Annotated in this window: 26 protein-coding genes and 1 riboswitch; of the genes, 6 read left to right on the top strand and 20 right to left on the bottom strand. The window is 68.0% G+C overall.

Features of this window, described 5'->3' with window-relative positions; translation table 11 throughout:
- Window positions 1–41 precede the first annotated feature (41 nt).
- Window positions 42–1223 carry a peptidoglycan DD-metalloendopeptidase family protein gene (locus tag DV704_RS09730; RefSeq protein WP_114799387.1) on the top strand — a complete coding sequence of 394 codons (1182 nt, stop codon included), beginning with the start codon at window positions 42–44 and terminating at the stop codon, window positions 1221–1223.
- Here the strand turns inward: DV704_RS09730 and DV704_RS09735 are convergent.
- Genes DV704_RS09735 through aspS form a run of 4 tightly spaced genes read right to left on the bottom strand, consistent with a single transcriptional unit; the run spans window position 1220 to window position 5525 of the window.
- On the bottom strand, window positions 1220–2026 hold the full coding sequence (locus tag DV704_RS09735; protein WP_114799388.1) for an HAD family hydrolase: 807 nt from the start codon (window positions 2024–2026) through the stop codon (window positions 1220–1222). The genes DV704_RS09730 and DV704_RS09735 overlap by 4 nt on opposite strands.
- 42 nt (window positions 2027–2068) lie before the next feature.
- Window positions 2069–2875 carry an HAD family hydrolase gene (locus DV704_RS09740; protein ID WP_114799389.1) on the bottom strand — a complete coding sequence of 269 codons (807 nt, stop codon included), beginning with the start codon at window positions 2873–2875 and terminating at the stop codon, window positions 2069–2071.
- A gap of 3 nt (window positions 2876–2878) precedes the next feature.
- Window positions 2879–3781, bottom strand: coding sequence for a PhzF family phenazine biosynthesis protein (locus DV704_RS09745; RefSeq protein WP_114799390.1), 903 nt, complete (start codon window positions 3779–3781; stop codon window positions 2879–2881).
- Window positions 3774–5525, bottom strand: a complete 1752-nt coding sequence (gene aspS, locus DV704_RS09750; protein WP_114799391.1) for an aspartate--tRNA ligase — start codon at window positions 5523–5525, stop codon at window positions 3774–3776. Before aspS ends, DV704_RS09745 begins: the two co-directional genes overlap by 8 nt.
- Before the next feature lie 161 nt (window positions 5526–5686).
- Window positions 5687–5825: riboswitch (FMN riboswitch) on the top strand.
- A gap of 70 nt (window positions 5826–5895) precedes the next feature.
- Between aspS and ribD the strand changes: the two genes are divergently transcribed.
- From ribD to ribH, 3 genes are read left to right on the top strand one after another with little or no spacing between them, the layout of a single operon-like run.
- On the top strand, window positions 5896–7023 hold the full coding sequence (gene ribD / locus DV704_RS09755; RefSeq protein ID WP_233498320.1) for a bifunctional diaminohydroxyphosphoribosylaminopyrimidine deaminase/5-amino-6-(5-phosphoribosylamino)uracil reductase RibD: 1128 nt from the start codon (window positions 5896–5898) through the stop codon (window positions 7021–7023).
- Complete coding sequence (gene ribA / locus DV704_RS09760) at window positions 7017–8228, top strand: GTP cyclohydrolase II (RefSeq protein ID WP_147279603.1); 1212 nt, start codon at window positions 7017–7019, stop codon at window positions 8226–8228. Before ribD ends, ribA begins: the two co-directional genes overlap by 7 nt.
- Entirely contained in the window at window positions 8203–8670 is a 468-nt protein-coding gene (gene ribH / locus DV704_RS09765; RefSeq protein ID WP_114799393.1) for a 6,7-dimethyl-8-ribityllumazine synthase, read from the top strand. The genes ribA and ribH overlap by 26 nt, the downstream gene beginning before the upstream one ends.
- On the opposite strand, the gene hisS is transcribed toward ribH, so the two are convergent.
- From hisS to DV704_RS09800, 8 genes are all read right to left on the bottom strand, one after another.
- Window positions 8667–9944, bottom strand: a complete 1278-nt coding sequence (hisS, locus tag DV704_RS09770; protein WP_114799394.1) for a histidine--tRNA ligase — start codon at window positions 9942–9944, stop codon at window positions 8667–8669. The genes ribH and hisS overlap by 4 nt on opposite strands.
- Window positions 9945–9980: 36 nt before the next feature.
- Window positions 9981–10151 carry a hypothetical protein gene (locus tag DV704_RS12180; protein ID WP_158539621.1) on the bottom strand — a complete coding sequence of 57 codons (171 nt, stop codon included), beginning with the start codon at window positions 10149–10151 and terminating at the stop codon, window positions 9981–9983.
- On the bottom strand, window positions 10148–10774 hold the full coding sequence (locus DV704_RS09775; RefSeq protein ID WP_305037673.1) for a ParA family protein: 627 nt from the start codon (window positions 10772–10774) through the stop codon (window positions 10148–10150). Before DV704_RS09775 ends, DV704_RS12180 begins: the two co-directional genes overlap by 4 nt.
- Window positions 10775–10823: 49 nt before the next feature.
- The gene (locus DV704_RS09780) at window positions 10824–11507 is read right to left on the bottom strand and encodes a hypothetical protein (RefSeq protein ID WP_114799396.1); all 684 of its coding nucleotides are present in this window, start codon (window positions 11505–11507) and stop codon (window positions 10824–10826) included.
- Window positions 11508–11516: 9 nt separating this feature from the next.
- Entirely contained in the window at window positions 11517–11975 is a 459-nt protein-coding gene (locus DV704_RS12210) for a hypothetical protein (RefSeq protein WP_233498321.1), read from the bottom strand.
- 198 nt (window positions 11976–12173) lie between these two features.
- A complete protein-coding gene (locus tag DV704_RS09790; protein WP_114799397.1) occupies window positions 12174–12560 on the bottom strand; it encodes a type II toxin-antitoxin system VapC family toxin in 387 nt (128 codons plus the stop codon).
- 21 nt (window positions 12561–12581) lie between these two features.
- A complete protein-coding gene (locus tag DV704_RS09795; protein WP_114799398.1) occupies window positions 12582–12818 on the bottom strand; it encodes a type II toxin-antitoxin system Phd/YefM family antitoxin in 237 nt (78 codons plus the stop codon).
- Between the two features lie 121 nt (window positions 12819–12939).
- Window positions 12940–13098, bottom strand: coding sequence for a hypothetical protein (locus tag DV704_RS09800; protein ID WP_199489975.1), 159 nt, complete (start codon window positions 13096–13098; stop codon window positions 12940–12942).
- 34 nt (window positions 13099–13132) lie between these two features.
- Here DV704_RS09800 and DV704_RS12495 point away from each other — a divergent pair, with 34 nt between their 5' ends.
- Window positions 13133–13369 (top strand): IclR family transcriptional regulator C-terminal domain-containing protein, encoded by a 237-nt coding sequence (locus DV704_RS12495; RefSeq protein WP_114799399.1) that lies wholly within the window; start codon window positions 13133–13135, stop codon window positions 13367–13369.
- Between the two features lie 2 nt (window positions 13370–13371).
- Here the strand turns inward: DV704_RS12495 and DV704_RS09810 are convergent, their stop codons facing one another.
- Window positions 13372–15483, bottom strand: coding sequence for a diguanylate cyclase (locus DV704_RS09810; RefSeq protein WP_114799400.1), 2112 nt, complete (start codon window positions 15481–15483; stop codon window positions 13372–13374).
- A gap of 140 nt (window positions 15484–15623) precedes the next feature.
- On the opposite strand from DV704_RS09810, the gene DV704_RS09815 reads away from it, so the two are divergent.
- The gene (locus DV704_RS09815) at window positions 15624–17213 is read left to right on the top strand and encodes an S-layer homology domain-containing protein (protein ID WP_114799401.1); all 1590 of its coding nucleotides are present in this window, start codon (window positions 15624–15626) and stop codon (window positions 17211–17213) included.
- Between the two features lie 81 nt (window positions 17214–17294).
- Here the strand turns inward: DV704_RS09815 and xerC are convergent, their stop codons facing one another.
- From xerC to DV704_RS12185, 7 genes are all read right to left on the bottom strand, one after another.
- Entirely contained in the window at window positions 17295–18332 is a 1038-nt protein-coding gene (gene xerC / locus DV704_RS09820; protein ID WP_114799402.1) for a tyrosine recombinase XerC, read from the bottom strand.
- Window positions 18333–18346: 14 nt separating this feature from the next.
- Entirely contained in the window at window positions 18347–18721 is a 375-nt protein-coding gene (locus tag DV704_RS09825) for a hypothetical protein (RefSeq protein ID WP_158539622.1), read from the bottom strand.
- The gene (locus tag DV704_RS09830) at window positions 18718–19614 is read right to left on the bottom strand and encodes an exodeoxyribonuclease VII large subunit (protein WP_114799404.1); all 897 of its coding nucleotides are present in this window, start codon (window positions 19612–19614) and stop codon (window positions 18718–18720) included. The genes DV704_RS09825 and DV704_RS09830 overlap by 4 nt, the downstream gene beginning before the upstream one ends.
- Window positions 19611–20036 (bottom strand): competence protein, encoded by a 426-nt coding sequence (locus tag DV704_RS09835; protein WP_114799405.1) that lies wholly within the window; start codon window positions 20034–20036, stop codon window positions 19611–19613. Before DV704_RS09835 ends, DV704_RS09830 begins: the two co-directional genes overlap by 4 nt.
- Before the next feature lie 139 nt (window positions 20037–20175).
- A complete protein-coding gene (locus tag DV704_RS09840) occupies window positions 20176–20589 on the bottom strand; it encodes a hypothetical protein (protein ID WP_114799406.1) in 414 nt (137 codons plus the stop codon).
- Window positions 20590–20592: 3 nt separating this feature from the next.
- On the bottom strand, window positions 20593–21636 hold the full coding sequence (locus tag DV704_RS09845; RefSeq protein ID WP_114799407.1) for a hypothetical protein: 1044 nt from the start codon (window positions 21634–21636) through the stop codon (window positions 20593–20595).
- A 55-nt stretch (window positions 21637–21691) separates the two neighbouring features.
- On the bottom strand, window positions 21692–22021 hold the full coding sequence (locus DV704_RS12185; protein WP_158539623.1) for a hypothetical protein: 330 nt from the start codon (window positions 22019–22021) through the stop codon (window positions 21692–21694).
- Between the last annotated feature and the right edge of the window lie 223 nt (window positions 22022–22244).

The raw sequence follows: 22244 nt of genomic DNA on the forward strand, positions 1-22244 counted from the left end.
CCCGAGGGGGTTTTCATCCCCTGCCGCCTGGGAGGTTAGCTTTGGTCATCGGTGAGCTCTTGGGTAGCGTGCTGGCAACGGGTGTTCTGGGCTTGCCCGGCGCCCTGTTCCAGCCCGGCCTACCTGGAACCAAGATTACCGTGGACGCCCCAGCCCGCAAGGGCTGGGTGCTTTATACCGTTCAGCCTGGCGATACCCTGAGCCAGATTGCCCACCGCTACCGGGTGGATGCGCGGGCCATCATGTACAGCAGCGGCCTGGAGAGCCCCAGCCTGCGCCCGGGCCAGGTGCTGCGCATCCCCCTGGTGGACCAGGCCTCCAGCTCGGTCCGCCTGCCCCCAGGGGTGCAGGCCTACACCGTGCGGCCGGGCGATACCGCCCAGTCCATCGCCCGGCGTTTTGACCTGACCCTTTTGGGTCTGGTCTCGGCCAACCCGGAACTAAAGAGCCTGGACCGGCTCGAGGTGGGCTCCACCCTGTACATCCCCACCGCCGAGCCAGGCCTTATCGTGCGGCTCAGGCCCGGCGAGACGGTGCAGGACCTATCCCGCCGCTATGGCCTCTCCATTACCGCGATTGCCCGGGCCAACCAGCTCAGCTCGCCCACCGAGGTCGGTCCGGGCGACCTGGTGCTTTTGCCCGGCATCCAGGCCCGCACCACCTACGAGCGCCTGCTTCGGATTCAGGAAGCTGAGCGCAAAGCCCGCGAGGAGGAACGCCGCCGGCTGGCCGAGGAGCGCCGGCGGCAGGAGGAGGCCCGCCGGCGCCAGCTGGCCGAGCGGCAGGCCCAGCTCAGGGCCCAAAGCCAGCCCCAGCTCCGCCGGGCCAACGCGGTGGTGGCTGCAGCGGGCTACCGCTGGCCCATGACCAACTTCACCATCACCACCTACTTCGGCCGCCGGGGGGTGTTCCAGCGCTTCCACACCGGCATAGACCTGGCTGCCCCGGTGGGCACCCCCATCTACGCCGCCCGGGCTGGGGTGGTGACGGTGGCCGGTTGGAGCCGCTCGGGCTACGGCCTGCACGTGGTGCTGGACCATGGCGGGGGTCAGGAGACCCTGTACGGCCACATGTCCCGGATTGCGGTTCGCCCTGGGCAGCGGGTGGAGCGGGGCGAGCTAATCGGCTATGTGGGCTCTACCGGCTGGAGCACCGGCCCCCACCTGCACTTCGAGGTACGGGTGGACGGGGTGGCCCGCAACCCGCTGGCCTTCTTGCCCTAGCCGTTTTGCGCTAGGATGTACTCGACGGCCTGGGCAAAGCCGTCCTCCCGCACGTGGGCAGTGACGTGGTGGGCCACCGCTTTCACCTCCTCGGCTGCGTTGCCCATGGCGATGGCCAGGCCGGCCACCCGCAGGGCCTCCAGGTCGTTGTGGCTGTCGCCTACCATGGCTATCTCGTCCATGCCAAGCCCGTAGTAGTTTGCCAGCCAGCGAAGGCCCGTGGCTTTGGAGACGCCTTTTTGGATAGCTCCGGCAATGACCTCGCGGGGGCTTACGTACTCGGCCAGGTCTATCTCTTCAAGCGCAGTGAGTTCAGGCCTGACCGTTTTCCAAAGCCCTAGGTCGCTCACCACGAACCACAGCCGGACCAGCGGTTCTGTAATCTCCTCAAACCGGGCGGAGCGGGCCTCTATGCCGGTAATCTCTACGTGGGCCAAAAGCTCCGGTGGCATCAGCCCCTCCTCGTAGTAGCGCCCGCCCCAGGCCCCCATCAGGTCGAAGGGCAGGCCGTACCGCCGCGCCAGCCCCACCAGCTCGGCTAGGCGGGGCAGAGGGTGGGCGTGAAGGCTTTGCCCCTGGGCGTCGCAGATAGAGGCCCCATCGTTGAAGATGTGGGGTCCGTGGGGCTCCAGCCGCCGAGCCCAGGCCAGCCCGTGCCCCCCGATGGGCCGCCCGGTGCAGACGGCAAACCGGAGGCCCAGGTTGCGGGCTTTGTCTACCGCAGCCCAGGCCGAGGGGGGTACCCCCAGGCTGCGGCCGGCGTAGAAGGTTCCATCCAGGTCGAGGGCGATCAGGCGGATCATCTTAGGTAACTTATTCACGAGCACTCATAATCGTGAAACTTATCACATAGACTCCACCGCTAGGTCCAGCGCCTGAGCCAGGCCGCAGGCTTCAACGGGGGCCACCACCCGGTCGGCCGCTGCCCGGACCCGTGCGGGGGCGTTGCCCATGGCGATGCCCAGCCCGGCTGCCTGGATGAGCTCGAGGTCGTTCTCCCCGTCGCCCACCATGGCCACCTGCTTTAGCTCGAGCCCCATCTGGGCCGCCACCCACTCCGCTGCCTGGCGCTTGGAAACCCCGGCAGCGGTGACCGAACTGAAGCCCACCCCCGGCATGCCCGGGCTGGTGGACTCGTGCAGCTCCACCCCGGGCATGGCCCGGATGGCCTGCCGCACCGGCGGCCAGGCGGCACCGCGCCAGAGGTACTGCACCCGCACCACCGGGCCCGGGGGATGGGCCAGGTCCTCTACGCCGGCCTCGAAGCCCAGCAGGGTCTCGTGGGCCAGGAGGTCGGGGTGGTCGGTTTCGCGGTAAAAGCCGCCCTGGGCGGTGTAGACCTCGAAGGGAATCCCGTGGAGGCGGCTCAGCTCGTGAAGCCGCCGGTAGGCGGCCTCGGGCAGGACCCGGCTCTGGACAATCTTCTCCCCCGAGACCACCACCGCCCCCGACTCGAAGATGTGAAGCCCCTCCGGGTCGAGCCGCCGGGCGTACTCCAGGGCGAAGCCCCGCCCGGGCCGGCCGGTGCATATGCCGAGGTGGAGCCCAGCCGCCCGGGCCCGCGCCGCGGCCTCCCAGGCGCAGGCCGGCACGCCCGCGGGGCCGAGGAGGGTGCCGTCTATATCGATGAGGACCAGTCGGATACCGCCCATACTTCAGTTGGGTTCTCCCATCTCGACAAGGCCGGCCTCGGCCACCACAGCAGAGCCCCCTATGTAGACCGCCAGGATGTTCCCTGCGGGGTCGTAGACCACCCGCACCTCTACCTGGCCAGGGCCACCCACCCGGTGCCCCTGCAGCACGCTCAGCCTGACCTCTCCCTCCCAGCGGGGCACCACCCCGGCCCGGGCCAGCAGGGCTCCCAGGCCCGCGTTGGGCGAGCCGGTGACCGGGTCTTCGGGGATGCCCAGGGCCGGGGCGAAGGTGCGGGCGTAGAAGCGGCGGGGGCCGATGGGGGCGAAGACGTGGACCGTGCTTACCTGGTGAGCCTGCGAGAGCCGGGCCAGCTGGTCCATCTCGGGCTCCAGCGCGTCCACCAGCCCCGGGGCCACCACCGGCATGAAGAGGGTCCAGAGCCCGGTGGAGGCGACGCCGTAGGGCAGCCCCCGGTGCAGGTAGCGCTCGTTGGCCCCCAGGGCCTCGATGAACTCCTGCAGCACCCGCCAGGGAGGTGGGTCGCGGAAACGGGGGGTGGGGCTTTGCACGAAGACCTGGCCCTGGTTTAGCTCCACCGTCAGCAGCTCGCTGATGGTGCGCAGGTGGATTTTCCGGGCCTCCCTGGGGAAGCGGCCCTCCCGGGCCAGGCTGTGGGCAAGGGCCACAGCGGCGTGTCCGCTGAACTCCACCTCGCTGCCCCCAGCGAAAAACCGGGCGCTGAAGCTGTTTTTGTCCCAGTGGGTTACGAAGGCCACCTGGGGCTGGCCGAGCCGCAGGGCCAGGCGCTGCATCTCCTCGGAGGATAGCCCCTGCGCGTCGAGCACCAGCGCCACCCGGTTGCCCCCGCCCACCACCTCGGTGAAGGCATCGGCCAGCAGGTAGGGGACGCGCAGGTTAGCCACGAGGCACCTCGCTCCGCAGCGCCAGCCCCAAGACCTCCAGCTGGGCCTCCTCCACCGGGGCTGGGGCGCCGGTGAGGGGTTCTTTGCCCTCCTTGTTCTTGGGAAAGGCGATGACCTCGCGGATGGACTCCTCGCCTGCCAGGTGGGCCACGAAGCGGTCCAGCCCCCAGGCGATGCCCCCGTGCGGTGGGGCTCCGTAGGCCAGGGCCTCGAGCAGGAAACCAAACTTTTCCCGGGCCTCCTCGGGGCCAATCCCCAGCAGGGCGAAGATGCGCTCCTGCAGCTCGCGCCGGTGGATGCGGATGGAACCCCCGCCGATCTCGCTGCCGTTGAGCACCAGGTCGTAGGCATAGGCCCGCACCCGCCCGGGGTCCGTCTCGAGCAGCGCCAGGTCGTCCAGGTTGGGGCTGGTGAAGGGGTGGTGCATGTAGGTCCACCGGCCTGCCTCCTGGTCCCACTCCAGGAGAGGGAAGTCCACCACCCATAGGAATTTGAAGCCGGGCTCGACCAGGCCAAGCCTTCGCCCCAGCTCGAGCCGCACCGCCCCCAGGCCCTCCGCCGCCCGGCGCCAGGGGCCGGCCACAAAGAGCAGGGTCTGGCCTTCAGCAGCGCCCACCCGCTCCGGCAGGCCTTGCGGTATGAACCGGGCGATTCCGCCCGTAAGCGCCCCCTTCTCGACCCGCGCCCAGGCCAGGCCGGGGGCCCCTTTGGACCTGGCCAGGGCCTCGAGCTCCTCAATCTCCTTGCGCGAGAGCAGGGCCGGGGCCACCAGCAGCTTGACCGTCTCTGCGCCGGCAAAAGCCCGGAACTCACCCCCCCGGAAGAGCTCGGTCACATCCTTTAGCTCCAGGCCGAAGCGCAGGTCGGGCTTATCTGAGCCGTAGCGGTTCATGGCCTCGGCGTAGGAGAGGCGGGGGAAGGGGAGGGGGATCTCCACCCCCAGGGTCTCGCGCAGGATGTAGGCGGCCAGCCGCTCGTTGAGCTCGAGGATGTCCTCCTGCTCCACGAAGGACATCTCCAGGTCGAGCTGGGTGAAGTCGGGCTGGCGGTCGGCGCGCAGGTCTTCGTCGCGAAAACAGCGGGCAATCTGGAAGTAGCGGTCGTAGCCCGAGACCATCAGCATCTGCTTGAAAAGCTGGGGGGACTGGGGCAGAGCGTAGAAATGGCCGGGGGCAAGCCGCGAGGGCACCAGGAAGTCCCGCGCCCCCTCGGGGGTGGAGCGGGTCAGGTAGGGGGTCTCGACGCTGATGAAGCCCTCTGCATCCAGAAAGCGGTATATGGCCGCCACCACCTGGTGGCGCAGGCGCAGGTTCCGGTGCAGCCGCCGGCGGCGCAGGTCCACCACCCGGTGCCTGAGCCGCACCTCCTCGCTTACCTCAGGGTCCGCCTCCCCCCGCCAGGCGGCGTCGATGGGGAAGGGGGGGGTCCTGGCCTCGGCCAGCACCTCGAGCCGCTCGGCCACCACCTCCACCTGGCCGGTGGCAATCCTGGGGTTTACCTGCTCGGCCGGCCGGCGCCGCACCACCCCCTCCACCCTCACCACCCACTCCGAGCGCAGGCGGTCGGCCTCGGCGAAGCAGGGGGCCTCGGGCTGCACGATGATTTGCACGATGCCCTCCCGGTCGCGCAGGTCGATAAAGATAAGACCGCCCAGATCGCGCCTGCGGTTGACCCAGCCCTCCAGCACCACCCGTTGCCCTGCGTGTTGTTCGCGTAGTTGCCCGCAGTAAAGCGTACGGCGCATAGGCTCTAGCATACCTTTTTGTGGGGCGTTCTCAAGGTTAGGCTATTTAGGTTATTTTTTCACGAGCCAGTTTTATTGTGAAAAAAATCACTAAAAGCTGTGAAGCTGAATACAAACCCCCCTCACACGGCATGCTATAAGTCTCACGAGCCTCCGGGCTCAACTTCCTTCGGGGCGGGGTGCAAGTCCCCACCGGCGGTGAACCCCACAGGGGCAGCCCGCGAAGCCCGCCCAAAGGGCGGGCCCGACCCGGTGAGAATCCGGGGCCGACCGTGAAAGTCGGGATGGGAGAAGGAGGGAAATGGCTCGAGTCGCCCGAGCTCGAGACGCCTTAGTGTCCTATACTCCAACCCAACTAGACCGGCTCTACATGCAGAAAGCCCTGGCGCTGGCCGCCCGGGGCCTGGGCCGCACCTCGCCCAACCCACCGGTGGGGTGTGTGCTGGTGCGGGAAGGAAGGGTGGTGGGTGAGGGCTTTCACGCCCAGGCTGGTGGGCCCCACGCCGAGGTGGTGGCGCTGCGCCAGGCGGGTGCGGAGGCCCGGGGGGCCACGGCCTACGTGACCCTCGAGCCCTGCTCCCACCACGGCCGGACGCCGCCCTGCGCCCCGGCGCTCGTGGCGGCAGGGGTGCGCCGGGTGGTGGTGGCGGCCCTCGACCCCAACCCCTTGGTGAACGGGCGGGGTGTGCAAATCCTTCGCCAGGCCGGGCTACAGGTCGAGGTGGGGCTGATGGAAGAGGAGGCGGAGCGGCAGCAGGAGGTCTTCCGCCACTGGATACGCAGCAGGCAGCCCTTCGTGGTCTACAAGTACGCCCTCACCTTAGACGGCCGGACCGCCACCGCCGGAGGGGACGCCCGCTGGATCAGCGCGGAGGAGGCCCGGGCCGAGGTACACCGGCTGCGCGATGAGCTGGATGCGGTGGTGGTGGGGGTGGGCACCGTCGTCAGGGACGACCCCGCCCTCACCTGCCGTCTGGAGGCCCCCGCCGTACCGGGGCGGCCGCCCCGCGACCCGGTCAAGGTGGTCCTGGACAGCCGGGGCCGCACCCCGCCTGCAGCCCGCCTCTTCCAGCCCGGCCCGCGGGGGGAGCCGGCCCGGGTTCTCATCCTGACCACCCCCCAGGCGCCCGAAAGCTGGATGGAGGCCGTGCGCCGCCAGGGGGCCCAGCTCGAGGTCCTCCCCGCCGACCCGCAAGGACGGGTGGACCTGGAGGCCGCACTCGGGCACCTGGCCGAACGCGGCCTGATCGGCCTCTTGCTGGAGGGGGGAGGCGAGCTGGCGGGAAGCTTCTTCGCCGCAGGCCGGATCCACAAAGTGGTGGCCTACCTCGCCCCCAAGCTGGTGGGCGAGGGCCCCGGAGCTCTGGCCGGGGTGCGGCTGGCCCGGATGGACCAGGCGGTGGAGCTCGAGGCGGTGCGCTTCGAGCCGGTGGGCCCCAACCTGCGGGTGGAGGCCTACTGGCCGGGCTGCGCGCCGGGAGGGAGGAGCGCGTGCTGAGCCCCATCCCCGAGCTTCTGGCCGAGCTAAGGGCCGGACGCCCAATCATCCTCCTGGACGACGAGCGGCGGGAGAACGAGGGCGATTTGGTGGTGGCCGCCGAGCACGCCACCCCGGAGGTCATCAACCTGATGATCCGGGAGGGGCGGGGCCTGGTCTGCCTGGCCCTCACCGCCGAGCGGGCCCGGGCGCTGGAGCTCCAGCCCATGGTACCCCAGAACACCGACCCCCACGCCACGGCCTTCACCGTCTCGGTCGACCACGTCTCCTGCGGCACCGGCATCAGCGCCTACGATCGGGCGAAGACAGTGCGGGCCTGCCTGGACCCCGCCACCCGCCCCAGCGACCTGCGCCGGCCCGGCCACATCTTCCCCCTGGTGGCCCGGCCCGGGGGGGTGCTGGAGCGCCCCGGCCACACCGAGGCGGCGGTGGACCTGGCCCGGCTGGCCGGCCTGGAGCCCGCGGGGGTGATCTGCGAGGTGGTGGCCGAGGACGGCCGCATGGCCCGCCGGCCCGAGCTCGAGGCGCTCGCCCGGCGGCTCGGCCTGAAGCTGGGCACCATCCGCGACCTGATCGCCTACCGCTGGCAAAGCGAGCCCCTGGTCGACCTAGAGGTCGAGACCCGTCTGCCCACCCCCTACGCCACCTTCCGCCTTCTGGGCTTCCGCGAGCGGGTGAGCGGCCGGGAGCACCTGGCGTTGGTGCTGGGGGAGGACCTGGCCGACCCCCTGGTGCGGCTGCACAGCGAGTGCCTGACCGGCGATGCCCTGCACTCCCTGCGCTGCGACTGCCGGGCCCAGCTCGAGGCCGCCATGCGGCTCATCGCCCAGGAAGGGCAGGGCATCATCCTGTATATGCGCCAGGAGGGGCGGGGGATTGGCCTTTTGAACAAGCTCAGGGCCTACGCCCTGCAGGACCAGGGGCTCGACACGGTGGAGGCCAACGAGCGCCTGGGCTTTCCAGCCGACGCCCGGGAGTACCACGCGGCCGTCCAGATCCTGCGCCACCTGGGGATTGGCCGGCTCCGCCTGCTGAGCAACAACCCCCACAAGGCTGAGGCCCTGCGGGCTGCAGGCCTCGAGGTGAGGCGCCTGCCCCTCCAGGTGGGGCAGACCCCCCACAACCAGGCCTACCTGACGGCCAAGCGCGCCAAGCTGGGCCACTTCCTAGGAGAACTCCATGCCGTTGAAAACGCACCGCGCTAACCTGATCGGGACGGGCCTCAGGTTCGCCCTGGTGGTCTCGCGCTGGAACCACCTGGTCACGGAAAGACTCCTCCACGGGGCGGTGGAAGCGCTAGTAGCCCACGGGGTGGCCGAGGACGACCTCGAGGCCGCCTGGGTACCCGGCTCGTTCGAGCTGCCCCTCGCAGCCCGCCGAATGGCCCAAAGCGCCCGGTTCGACGCTGTGGTCGCCCTGGGCTGCCTAATCCGCGGGGCCACCGACCACTACCACTTCATCGCCGGCAGCGTCACCAGCGCCCTGCAGCACGCCATGCTGGAGACCGGCGTGCCCATCGCCTTCGGTGTCCTGACCACCGACACCCTGGAGCAGGCCCTGGAGCGCGCGGGCAGCAAGGCCGGCAACAAGGGGGCCGAGGCTGCCCTGGCAGCTTTGGAGATGGCCCAGCTCCTGAAGCGGCTCTAGGGCCCCTCGAAGAGGCTGTGGAGCTGCAGGGGTTCCAGCTCCTTTTGCTCCCCGCTTTCCAGGTGTTTCAGGGTAACCACGCCCCTGGCGCGCTCGGCCTCGCCCAGGAAGCCCACGTACCGGGCCCCCTTCCTGAGGGCCTCCTCCAGGGCCTTGCGGGGGCTTTTGGGGCTGTAGCCGATCTCCACCCGCACCTTGGGCCTGAGCTGTTCGGCCAGGACCAAAGCCTCGATCCGGCCGGCCTCGTCCAGAGGGGCCAGGTATAGGGCGGGGGAGGGGTCGGCGGGGATGGCCACCCCCTCCTGCTCCAGGGCGATCGCCACCCGCTCGATGCCGATACCGAAGCCCACCCCGGGCACCCTGGGCCCCCCCAGCATCTCCGAAAGGCCATCGTAGCGCCCCCCGCCGCCCAGCGCCGACTTGGCCCCAATCCGGGCGTGGTGGACCTCCCAGGCGGTGCGCACGTAGTAGTCGAGACCGCGCACCAGGGTGGGGTCCACGCTGTAGCTTATTCCCAGCTGGTCGAGGTAACGGCAGACCTGCTGGTGGAAGGCCCGGGCCTCCGGGCCCAGGAACTCCAGCATGGGCCTCACCTCGAGCTCGGCCAAAACGGCCTGGTCGCCCTCGTCCTTGGAGTCCAGAATGCGCATGGGGTTGGCCTCCAGGCGCGCCCTCGAGTCCTCCGAGAGCCTTTCGGCATGGGGCCGGAGGAGCTCCCGCAGGTACTGGTTGTAGCGGCTCCGGTCCTCCGGGTCGCCCACCGAGCCCAGCTTCACCTCGAGGTGCTTCAGCCCCAGGGTCTTGTAGATGCGCACCATCAGGGCGATGGCCTCCGCGTCCAGCAGGGGGTCGGAGAGCCCCAGGGCCTCGTAGTCGATCTGGTGGAACTGCTTGTAGCGGCCCTTCTGCTGGCGCTCTCCGCGGAAGATAGGGCCCCAGGTGAAAAGCCGCACCGGCTGGGGCCAGACCTTCATACCGTGCTGGTTGTAGGCCCGCACGATGGCCGCGGTGGGCTCGGGACGCAGGGCCAGCGTCCGGCCGCCGCGGTCTTCCAGCACGTACATCTCCTTCTTGACCACGATGTCCGAGCTGGGCCCCACCCCTTTCTCGAAGACCTCGAGGTACTCGAAGATGGGGGTGTGAATCATCTCCGCCCCGGCCCCCCGCAGCACCTCCTCGGCGGTCTCCACGATGTAGCGGAAGACCGGCTCACGAAAAGGAAACTCCCTGGCCCGGGCAAAGATATCGTTGGTTCCGGGAACCGCGCGCAGCATGAGCCCTATTCTATCGGGCGTGGGGGCTTGCCGGGTTCAGCGAAAAAAATCTTTCTCCTTGCGCACGTAGGTGAGATAGGGGGGGAGAGGACGCTCAGGGGGCGTGCGAGATTCTCCCGGCCCCTCCTCCTGAGGAGCGGGGGTCCCTTCGGGGGCCTCCCGTAGCGCTTCCTCCTTCACCAGCTCCGCCAAGCGCTTGCGCTTCACGCCTCCCTCCTTTCGGGGATTCTTTCCAGTTCCCGGAGGAGTTCCTCCGCCACCCGGCGGTAGTCCGCCTCTGCCTCCCGGGCGTTGGGGCCGCGCCAACGGGTGATGGGCTTTCCGTCTAAGGCGGCCCGCTCGTGGGCCTTGTAGGCCCGCACGAAAGCATGGAAGGCGGGGACACCGGCCTCCATGAGGGCGGTCTGGGCCTCGAGGGCCTCTCCCAGGCTCCGTGGATCCACCCGGGTTAGGAGGACCCGGTGGGCCACCCTGAGAGGGCGGACGGCCTGCCGTACCGTCTCCACCAGGGCCTCGAGGTCCAAGGGGGCGGGAGGCGTGGGCAGAACAGCGTAGTCCGAGGCCTTGAGCACCGCCTCCAGGGCCTCGGAGCGAAGGGCGGGGGGCGTGTCCACCACCACGGCTTCGTAGCCCTTTACCTTCCTGAGGCGGAGGAGGAGGGCGGGGTCCGTTTCCTGGGCCAGGTCAAAGGGCATCTCCCCCCGCCCCGCCCACCAGGAGGCGGAGCCCTGGGGATCGGCGTCTACTAGGAGGACGGGAGCCCCTTCCGCCAAGATGGCGGCGAGGTTGATGGCAGTGGTGGTCTTCCCCACCCCACCTTTACCGTTCACCACGGCCGCCCATCCGGGCGGCAACCTCTTGCAGAGGGAAGGGTGTCGGCTACAAACTCACCCGCACGTCCTTGCTGCCGGCATCGCCATACTCCCCCACCCGCAGCACCAGGGCCTTGACCTCGGTGCCCTTGGGCACAGAAAACACTACCGCAAAGTTCAGGGCCGCCCCCGGCAAGAGGGTAAAGCCCCCACCCGTGTTGGTCCCGGCGGGGCTGTCGTAGGCGATGGGCGGAAACGAGCGGCCATCGGCCCCGGCCAGGGCGGTGTTGCCGGGGTTGTTCACGCTCAGCGGGGGGGCCACCGTGCCCGACTGCTTGGCGTTCTTGAGCACCCCGGTGACCACCACCAGTTCTTCCTCAGGGTTGCGGGGCTGGATGGCCAGGCTGTTCTTGTCAAAGCGGGTGGTGTAGCTCTGCATCCGCTCCACCTTCTGCACCTGCACCCTGAAGAGCCCGGTGAGGATCTGGTCCCCCACCTTGCCCTGGAACTGCCCGGTCAGCTGGTTGGCCCCGCCCGCAGCGCGTATCTCGTAGCCGCCCTGCACCTTGACCACCGTCTGGCCCAGGGCCTTGGCCACGTCGGCCACCGGCACGTAGGCGGTGCCCTGTACCACGATCACCCGCGTGGAGGCCACCTGCCCGTTCAGGATGAGCCGCTGGGCGCTCTGGGCCAGAGCCAAGAGCAGGAGGCCCAGCACCAGTACCAGGACTGTTTTCCAAAGCCGATGCATGTTTTCCTCCTACTTGAACTTCTGTACCCGCTCAATGACGGCCAGGGCCCACTTGCGGTAGCCCTCGAGGTCCATGCTGCTGGAGGTGAGCAAGAAAGCATACTCGCGGTAGCGGAAGGCCAGGCTGAAGACTGGCTGGCTCTGGTCGCCGCGAGAGAGCCCGGCCTCGTCCCCCACCTTCAGACCCACCCAGCTGGGGGCTCCCTTGCGGATTTCCCCCAGCCAGTGCTGGGCCCCCTGGGGGCTGCTGCGGAAGTACTGCAGCTGGGTGACCCCACCGGAGGACAGGTTCTGAATGCAGTAGGACATGGGCTGTACCGAGCCGATGGCTTGCGCCATAGCCTGGGCCACGGCCTGGCCGCCGCTGCCGCTCAGGGGCTTGCCATCCTGCAAAAGGCCTTCCTTGCTCATCACAAAGCCCAAGGAGCCCAGGGCGTTGGGGGTGTTGTCGGCGTTAAAAATGCCCATCAGGTAGCAGGGGTGGGGGTCTTTCTGGGCCAGGGCAAAGCCAGGTAACAAAGCTATGAATCAGAATCTGCGCGTAATGGTTCTCCCTTACCTACGCCATACCAACTATATCGCGTTTTCTACCAATGCGACGCACACGCGTCGTGCAGCAAAAACCGCCGCACTATTTGTGGGAACCGCTCTAGCGGGCCTTTGCTCTCACCAGAGCCGGCTTACCCCAAACCGGTCAAAAACCTCATCCTTGCTCAACAGGGTAAGTTGCTCGACCTGGGCCTGCGCCGCTAGGGCCCTATCGAAAGGGTCTTTGTGCTCCTGGTCATAGCGACTTGCCTGCAGGGCATGGACGCTCGAAAAAGGGAGTTCCAAAAAGCCATAGACTTGTAAGCTGCTGTGATATTCCTCCAGCAAATTCCTGGCCGAGGGCAGCCTGCCCAGTTTCCACTTGATGGCCAGCTCCCAGGCTGTTATGGAGCTGACATAAACCTCATGGCTGCGGTTTCTGACAAGGGCCAGTACCCGCGCGGAAAGCAGGGCTTTGGCAGTGTCGTACCACAGGAGGGTATGCGTATCGAGCAGGAATCGCATTGCGATTGTTTGTGGGCCTTGCTAGCGAAGCCACTCTGCCAGCTCATCTTCGCCCAGGGGCTTCAAGGATTCTTCAATCTCGGCATCGCTCAGCTTGTGGGGGTGGAGTTCCACCGGGCGCTGACCCTTCTGACCCTCGATGGGTACCAGCCGGAGCAGGGGTTTGCCGTGCTTGGAGATAATCACCTCCTCGCCCCGCAGGGCTTTTTCGACCAACTGGGAAAACCGGGTCTTGGCTTCGTGGATGTTGACCTTCACATTTCCTCCAAATCTAGTCCACCTTAGCAAAAACAGACTAGATTTTCAAATCGGAGGGTGCGCTCCGGGCCAGCTCCGTTGGCTATAGTTTGGATAAGTGTAGTGGGGGGCTCGAATACCGCTACTCGAGTTCATTCACGACGCCAAGATTCAAATACTGCTGGATCGCATTCCCGCCGCCGGAGATGCGGATGTCCTTGCCACCGGCTGCTTCGCGCGCCAGCGCGAGCGCCCGCTGGGCTCCCTCGTTTGAAATAACATCGTTTGCCGCCGAGGTCATAGAAAATAGTCCACAGATTTAGCGTAGAGATCCGATACGTCGACAGGGCTACGCCACCACCGTTGACGAGCTCGATTATGGTGTGACCGCCCTAGCATTTCCGATTCGGGCCCCCGATGGCACCACCATTGCGGCGCTCAATACCTCGGGGTACACCGGGCTGGCAACGCTCGAACGGCTTGTAGCTAAGCGCCTTCCAGAGCTTCGCTCCGCAGCTCATCGCATAACCCTAAGTCGGAACCCGGTCATCTACTCTATGCTGGCTCCCTAGGATTACTTAACCCTCTTTTTATCCTCGTACATCCGCGCATCGGCCAGGGCCAAAAGCGCCTCAGCGCTATCAGCCTCGGCGGGGAAGGTAGCCCGCCCGACGTTGACCAAAAGGCAAATCCCCTCCAAACAGACCCGCGAGACCGCCTCGCTCAAGCGGCTGGCCGCTGCCTGGGCCCCCTCGGCATCGGTCTGGGGCAGAAGCACCACGAACTCGTCCCCCCCCCAGCGGAAGACCAGGTCCGCACCCCGCTGGCTTTGCCGCAGCGCCCGTGCTACCGCCACCAGGGCCCTGTCGCCCATGGCGTGGCCGAGGCGGTCATTGATGGGCTTGAAGTTGCGCAGGTCAAGCACCAGCAAGGAAAGAGGATAGCAATAGCGGCGGGCCCGCTCGACTTCCTCGACCAGACGCTGCTCAAAGGCTCGGCGGTTGTAAAGCCCGGTGAGCTCGTCGGTAAGGGCGGCCTCCTCCAAGGCCTGCCGGTTTTTCAGCTCGTGCACCAGGGAGGCGATGGGGGTAGCGAAGAGCTGAGCGGTGGCAAGAGAGTCCTCGGCGAAGGCCTCAGGGTCCTCCAGGCTGTCCAGGTTCAGGTAGGCCAGCACCCGGCCCTGGTGGCTCACCGGCAAGCAGAGGTTGGCCCGGGAGCCCTCCACCCGGATGCGGGGGGAGTCCGGGCTGCTCTGGACATGCCCGTACCACGCCTGCATCTCCTCCTCGCTTTGCGTCTTTGTGCAGTCCCAGACTGGCCCAAGGACCGCCCGGCAGACGTACACCCCCTTTTCCCGTACCCAGAGGCTGCCGGCCTCGCTGCCGGGCACCAGCTCGATGGCGGCCTCGAGGATGTGCTGGTAGACCTCCCCGGAGGGGTAGGTCCAGGCCTCGGTGAGAAGCCGGTTGATGCGCTGGTGCACTTCTTCCAGCAAAGCCCGCTCCAGCGCCGAGCTCAAAAGCCGCTCCACGCCCAAAAGAATCTCCTTCCGGCTGCGCGTCCAGGGCATCCGGGTCCGGCTCCCCAGGACCAGCACCACCCGGCCCTTCATGGCATCGCGGGTGTGCACCGGGTAGGCCGCCAGGCTCTTGAAACCCGCCTTGGTGAGCTCGGGTATCGCCTCCGGCAGCTCGTCGTAGCGCTCGGTGAATTGAGGCATGCCGCTGTGGTAGGCCTGCCAGGCCAGGCCCCGGCGATAGGTGAGCTGACGGGCCAGGGGCTCCAGGCCAGCCCTCAGCTCCAGGGGAAGCTGCCAGGCCAGGCCCTGGAGGTAGCCCTGGCGGTACTGCAGGACCGCACCCGCCTCCATCCCCAGCGCGGGGAGCAGGTGGCGGAGCACCCTTTCGGCCACCTCTCGTTTGTCGCCGGCGCTGGCTAAATCGTCGGCCACGGCGAGCAAAAGTCGGCGCAGCTCGAGGTTGTAGAGGTGCTCGAGCTGGTAGCCGATGGCCCGGGCCAGGCGGGAGGTGAGCTCGAGCTCCTCTTTCTGCCAGGGGGTATCCCGCACGAGCTGCAAAACCGCCACTACCTCGTCGCGCATACGCAGGGGCAGCGCTACTTCGTAATGTTCCCAATGCCGGGAAGGAGCCTGGGTTGTCCAGACAACCCTGTGTTCCCTCACGGCCTGCCCCACCAGCGGGCTGGTCTCAGCCCCTTCAGCCAGCGGTCTGAGCTGCCCGTCTCCAGCAGGTACCCAGACGTGCGAGCGGGTATTTTGCAAAAGATTGGAGAGCATTAGGGGCAGCTCGAGCAAAAGCTGCTGCCGGTTGAAAAAGCGGGGCACCACCTCCATCCCCTGCAGAAACACGTCCTGTACCTGGGCTAGCTGCTTGGCCCGGCGGTGGGCCCGGCGGAGGCTGGCGCCCACCTGGTCGGCCAGGTAGGCCGAGAGCAGAAGTATCGCCCCCATGACCAGGTGCTCCTGCAAGCTGGCCTGAAAGATGTAAATCACCCCCACCGAAAAAAGGGCCACTGCCAGGCCCACGCCCATTCCGCGCAGGCTGGCCACCGTGGCGGTGAATATCATCAACCAGGGCAGGGCATAAATTCCCGCCAACCCAAGCGCATAGGCCGCCGCTGTGGCGGCCAAGGAGAGCGCCAGGATGAGGGGATAGGGTAGGGTCATAGCGGCAGCTGTGCCACCACTTTAGCAAATTAAGCTGATGGGGCCCAGCAAACCAGACGTCAAAAATGAACTCGAGTACACGTAACGCGGGCGGTGACGGCTGCAGGCGGATTTTTCCTGTCCTTCGTTAGCATTCTCTCATGAGACTTTTCGCCCAAGCTGTTTTTCTCGCAACGCTCTTTGCCTGGGCGCTTCCCAGCGACCTTTCCAAGGACCACTGGGCGTTCCAAGCCGTGCAGGAAGTAACCGCGCGGGGCTGGCTGCAGGGGTACCCTGATGGCAGATTCCGCGGCGAAGTGGCGCTCGACCGCTACCAGTTGGCCACCATTCTGGCCCGGGTACTGGCTGACAGCCCCCTGCCGGTGCGGGAGGCCGAGGTCCGTTTCAAAGATGTGGTGCCGAACCACTGGGCCCTGCCGGGTATCCGGCGGATGGTGGGGGAGGGTCTGGTCGAGGGCTTTCCCGACCAGACCTACCGGGGCAGCACCCCCCTCACGCGCTACCAGCTTGCGACCGTGCTGGACAAACTGTGCGCCCGGTTAGGGCTCGCCGCCCCGGCGCGCGCCCTGCGCCCGGACGACCTGCCCCCAGGGCACTGGGCCGAGGCCGCGGTGCTGCGGGTAATTGCGCTAGAGATACTGCCTTTGGGCTCGGACGGCCTTTTCCGGGGCAACGAACCGGTCAACCGCTACCAGATGGCCCGGGCCCTCTGGCGGCTAAGCCAGCTTTTCCCAGCTAGAACTGCCTTGCCCAGCCAGCCCCAGCCAGCCCCGCCGGCAGCTTCAGGAGCCCTTCCTCTCCAGGCTCCGCCCAGCCAGCCTGCCCCTCCTCCCCAGACCCCTACCCTCCAGGTTGCAAGCGTGGAGAACAAAAACGTATCCGAGAGAACCCTCCTGGGCCAGATCAGCGCGGTTCCCCTGCCGGAAGGCTGGGCCGAGGCCACCCTCGAGCAAAGCCTGGTGCACCTGGGCCAGGCCCAAAGGCACGGCCGGGTCTGGGCTACCCTCAAGCATGGCGACCAGCGGGCCATAGCCCTGCTCAGGCTGGACGAGAACCCGGGCCTGGAGGCTTTTTACCCCCTGGGCGAGGCTGTGGCCGCGGCCAGCGAGGGCTGGGCCTGGGTTGAGGGAGGCCGGCAGCTTCTTTTCCTGGACGCAAGAAGTGGGAGAACACGCCTATACGGTCCCATCGGGCAAAGCGGGGCCCGCGAAGCCCTACCCCCGGTGTTCGCCGCAGGGGTACAGGAAGGGGTTCTTGGCGGGGTGGCCCTGGACGAAAGCCGCAACTACCTGGCCCTCATCAACGGACGCCCCCTGTGTCTACCGAACTGCGAGGCGGCCTCGAGCTCGAGGGTGCTGCGGCTGGTGCTCTTGGGTCTCAACCCGGATGGCCTTTTCGCTGAGTACGCCTACCTGCTGGATGACCCCAAGAACCGGGTGGTGGGGCTGGCCTGGCCCAAACCCCGCTTTCTTATGGTGCACGAGCACGATGGCAGAAGAAGCCGCATCTACAGCGTGGACCTGAACCAGGCCGACGACCTGGCCTTCACCGAGTGGGACAGTCCGGAAGCCGGCTTAGAGCAAAGACCCCTGGTCAGGCCGCTGCCCAAAAAGCTTCTGCTGGAAATAGAGCTGGAGCGGCCCAGCGGCCTAGCCCTGCTCGGCCCCGGCGAGCTGGTGGTGGCCCAGGGGGGGCTTCTGCGGCTGAGACTGCAGAGCCCCCTTTGGTAGGGAATCGCGGTGCGGGTCCGACCCGATGAACTGGTGGGGTGAGCGGCTTCAGGCCTGGCTCAGGCGGTTCGAACGGCAGGCCTATTCCCCTTCCTCATCCAGCCGGTCCATTACGCGGAAGAGCCCTTCCAGGTCCATCTTGGCGTAGATGGCCGAGGTGCTCGGGCTGGCATGCCCCAGGAGGCGCGCGGTCGCGTGAAGGTCCCTCGAGGTCCGGTAAAACCTGGTGCCCGCGGTGTGCCGGAGCATATGCAGACCGGAGTAGCGGCTGGGCAGGCCGATGGCCTGGTAGTGCTGGGTGATTCGCCACCAGAGGCCGTTCGCGGAGAGGCGCTTGCCCAGCCGACCGTTTTTGAGGCTGCGCAAAAGCAGGTGCGGTTCGCCCGCCGGGGCCAGCGCCCGCCGCAGCCTCAGCCAGGCCTCGAGGTCCGGCAGCAAGGAGCGGGGGAGGGGCACGCTGCGCTGCTTGCCGCCCTTACCCCGCACCACCAGCAGGCGCTCTTCCAGCAGCACGTCCTCCACCCTCAAACCCACCAGCTCGGCCACCCGCAGCCCGCACTCCCCGGCCAGCCGCACCGCCAGCCGGTCGCGAACACTGGCCGGGTCGTCCTTCTGCTCGAGGTAGCCCAGGAGTCTTCTGTACCAGGGCAACGGTAGAGCGGGCCGCTTCTCCTCGGGCGGGGTGGGGTCGCGGGGGGCCGGGGGACTGCTCGGCGCCACCAGCACGCCCGCCCACTCCAATGCGCGGTAGAACTGCCGCACGCCCACCAGCCGCAGGGCGATGCTCCCCGGGCTGAGCGGTTCGTGGGGCTCGAGGTGGGAGCCCTGGGTCTGGAGGCTGGCCACGTAGCGGGCCAGGGTGTCGCGGCTGGATTTCTGAATGGGCTCACGAGGGGCCGGGGACTCGGGCGGCCACCACCAGGCCAGGAAGTCCCGCAGGGCCAGGCGGTAGTTCTTCAGGGTGCGGGGGCTCAAAGCGGCCTGCTTGCGGCTGTAGTTGATGAGGTATGCCTCCAGCAGCCCAAGCAGCGCTGCCTCGTTCCGCTCCTGCAGGGCTCGGATGGCCTCCAGACGGCGGCGGGTAGGTTCCTGCCAGTGGGTTTTGAGGACTAGCTTCACTGAAGACTATTATACTAGTCCTGAGTCATAAGCCGCATCCCCCGGCTGCACAGCAGGCCGTCGGCCACGGCCTGCATCTGCAGCCGCAGGCCCTCCATGTCCCGCGCCACGCTGCTCTGGCTCGGGGCCTCGCCGCCGCCGTCGCCGAAAGCGAAGCGGCCGCTCCCCCCGGCTATGAGGCCGCGCAGGGCCTCCCGCAGCTCCCCGCTGAGGAGCAGCAACAGCTCGTTGTGCTGCCCGTCCAGGTTGACCCTGGCCAGAGCCGCCTCCGCTTCGAGCCGGCTCTGGTCGGCCTCCTGGGCCATCCGCACCGCCATCAGGGCCGCCGCCAGCCCCACCGTGAGCGCCAGGCCCAAAGCCATGAGCAGAGCGTATCCTCCGTTCCTCAACCCAACCACCTCCACAGCAGCCAGAGAAGCGCCGCCAGCAGAAGGGCCCGGTAGAGCCAGAGTTCCCGGAGCGCCGCCGGCCGGGCCCTTGCCGTGGTCTCCACCACCAGGTCCCGCAGCGCCACCCCGAGCAGGCTCGGGGTCTCCAGCCGCCAGTCGGCCGCAGCGGCCAGCAGGGTGCGGTCCTTTGCGTGGCCCAGGGCGGCGATCAGGGGGGTCTTGAGCTTGAGGGCGGCCTCCACCAGCCGCGGGTGGTCGAGGACCTCGAGGCCGCTCCCCCCGCCCCGAACGACGGCTATGGCCTCGTAGCCCCGCCCATCGGCCGCCTCGAGGAAGCCGGCCAGGGCCTCGGGGGTGAAGCTCACCCGCTCCTCTCTTATCTCGAAGGCCCGCCGGTAACCCCCCAGGGCCTTCTCCACGTCCTGGTCCACGATGCCCTCGCGGGCATAGACGAAGAGCAGCCGGGGCTTCCGCCCGCTCAAAAGAGCCCGCCGCAGCAGAGCGGGCACGTCCCGCCGCTCCTTTTGGGCAATCCGCTCCAGAAGCTGCTGCCGGGGGTCGACCGCCAAAGCGGCCTCGCTGGAGAGGACCTCGCTGAGCTGCAGAACGGGTTCGATGCGAGAGTCCTTCAGGCTGTAGTCCAGGTAGCCGCGCACCACCACCACGTAGCCGTCCTCCTGGGGCAGCCGGCCGTCCAGGGCCGGCGGGGCGAGCAGGGTCAGCACATCCCCCTCCTCCCCCACCAGGCGGTGGTAGAAGCCGTTTCGGTAGGCCCGGTTGGAGCGCCGCAGCCGGCCGCGGACCACCAGCACCTTCCGGCTGAAGCCGTCCCGCAGGGTGCGCAGCACCTCCCCCGGGTAGAGGACCGGGATGTTGGAGACAGGCTCCTTCATTTTTTTCTCCGCCAGAAGTGCGCCGCCAGCTCTATCAACAAAAGCCCGAGAAGGCCGAGCCCCACCCCCAGCGGCAGCACCACCGAGTTCGTGGTGACCTCCTCCAGGCGGGCCGCCACCATGACCAGCCCGGCGGCAACGAACAGGTGGCCCAGCACGATTCCACCCGAGAAGGCCCAGGCCCTGAGGTCCCTGAGGGCGCCGGACCCGGCCCAGGCGTTGAGGGCCAGCAGCGCCGCCAGCCACAGCAGGGTGGTGGGCAGGCCCTGCCACAGGATGGCCGGCAGCCAGAAGGGGATGGAAAAAGCCAGGGCCGCGAGGGCCCGGCGCCACTCGAAGCGCCCCACCATCCACATCACCGCCACCGGGGCCAGCAGCGAGCCCGAGGGAAAGCCCAGCAGGAGGTAGCGCCAGACGTACATACCCGCATTGTAGGCGAGCCGCGCCTTCTCCTCTGGCCAGATGAGAATCCCGGCGGGGCGCTACCCTGGTGGGATGGGCTGAGCGGGTAGCCTTACACCCATACGCCCGGCATGGGTGTAAGAAAGCCCGGGCCGGGCCTTAATCCAGGGCCCGGTACTTCCTCAGGCTGACCGTGGCGGCCTCGGCCAGCAGGAAGGACGTCAGCAGCAGCCCCCCCGCCAGCCAGGGGGTCAGCGGGTCCTTGAGCGGGGTGAGGAGCAGAAAGCCCAGCAGCAGCCCCGTCCAGGCCCCGAGCTGGCCGAAGACCAGCGTCAGGCTGGCCGTCCACACCCCCGGCCAGAAGCGGCCCAGCCAGGCCTGCACCACCGCCAGCGCCGCCAGCCACAGCAGGCCGGTGGCGACGGAGGGCTTCCACAAAGCCAGGGCCCACGGCAGCAGCTGAAGCGCCACCGCCAGGCCCACCCGTCCCCCCTCCCAGCGCCCCCGGGCCAGGGCAAAGCCCGCCGGGGCCAGCAGGCCCAGGCTGAGCAAACTCAACAGCAGGTAGACCATGCGCTACCGCTGCCAGGGAGGCACCCCGCCCTCCCAGGAGAAGGGGTCGTAGCGGCGGTTCTCCGGGCTCAGGAGGTCGTAGGGCAGCCGCTCGGTGTAGGGCATCTCCACCCACTTCCACTCGGTCTGGCCGCAGACAGCCCGTCCATCCGGCCCCTCCCGCACCTCCACCAGCCCCCAGACGATGTAGGACCAGCGGTAATTTCTGCCCGTCTCGGGGAAATTATTGCCCGTCTGGAGGAAGACCACCCTGTACGGCTCATCCCGGGGGGAGAGGGCAAAGGTCAGGTCGGGCGAGGTGTTGGTGCCGAAGAGGAAGCGGCCGTCCACGAACACCCGTATCCAGGCCAGGCCGTTGGCCCCCACCGCCACGTAGGCCGCCGGCGGGGCCGGGGGAGCGGGCGTGCTGAAGTTGTCCGAGCGCTCCCGGCTGTTCATCGGCCTGCCCAGGAACCAGGGCGCCCCCGCCTGCAGGCAGTAGGGGCCGTGGACATTGACGAAGTAGCCCCTGCGTACCGCGTCCAGTTTGGGCCGGCCATCCGGGTCCAGCCGGTTGCTCATGAAGACCCTCCCCACCGGCTCGCGGTAGATGGTGGCCGGGGTGAAGGCCACGCGGTAGGCGCCGTCCGGCCGGAAGGTGGCCTGCAGGGTGCGCCGCGCCACCCACCAGTCCTCCGCCGGGTCGGCGGTGCGCTTGAAGTAGAAGTAGATGTTGACGCCGGGCCACAAATAGGAGCACCCCACCCCCGTCCAGCCCTCCCCGGTGTGGCTGTAGCCCCGAAACAAAACGTCGCTCTTCATCTCGTCGATCTCCCCCACCGACCAGGCGTAGTAGCCCGGCTCCTGCCCGGTGGTGTGCAGGAGGAAGTCCATCGCTCTACCGCTCGCCAGGCAGTCCCGCGCAGGGTCGAACAGGGGGCTCTCGTCCCGGATGAGGATGCCGAAGTCCGCGGGCGGCCTCTCGGCAGGCGGGGTGGCGTCCCGGCGTAGCTGGTCGCACCCCAGCAGGGAAGGGGCCAGCAGCAAAAGCAGGGTGAGGTAGCGCATCACGGTCCTCATTCTAGCCGACCCCATACCCCGCTACCGGACAGGATGAGAAGCGCTAGGGCTCGAAGGGCCAGCTCGGAGGGGGGTTATCAGACCCGCCCGAACCAGAGCCGGACCCACCCGAGCCGGAGTCCGAGCCGCCCGAACCACCCCCGGAGCCCCAGTCAGAGCCCCCGGAGCCCCAGTCCGAACCTCCGGAGCCCCAGTCCGAACCCCCGGAGCCCCAGTCGGAGCCGCCCGAGCCACCCCCGGAGCCCGAGCCCCAATCGGAGCTGCCCGAGCCGGAGTCGGACCCACCCGAGCCCGAGCCCGAGCCGCCGACCACCTCGACCAGGTTGCCGTTGTTGTCGTAGACGTACATGGTGCCGTCGGGGGTGACCACCACCGTGCCGTTTTCATCCCGGTAGGTGACGGTGCCGTCCGGGTAGATGGTCTGCGAGCTGCCGTCGCTGTAGGTAAAGGTCTGGGTGCCGGTGCTGGCGTCGTGACGACTCCCCGTTCTTCAGAACGGGGCTTCTCGGTTCACGCGGAAGCGGCTACCCGCTGTCCATCCCCGAGGGCTCCGTCCAAGCCCAACGCCAGAATAACCTTTGCGGCAGCCACGTCCC

It is taken from the genome of Meiothermus sp. QL-1 (assembly GCF_003351145.1).
Taxonomy (GTDB): domain Bacteria; phylum Deinococcota; class Deinococci; order Deinococcales; family Thermaceae; genus Meiothermus.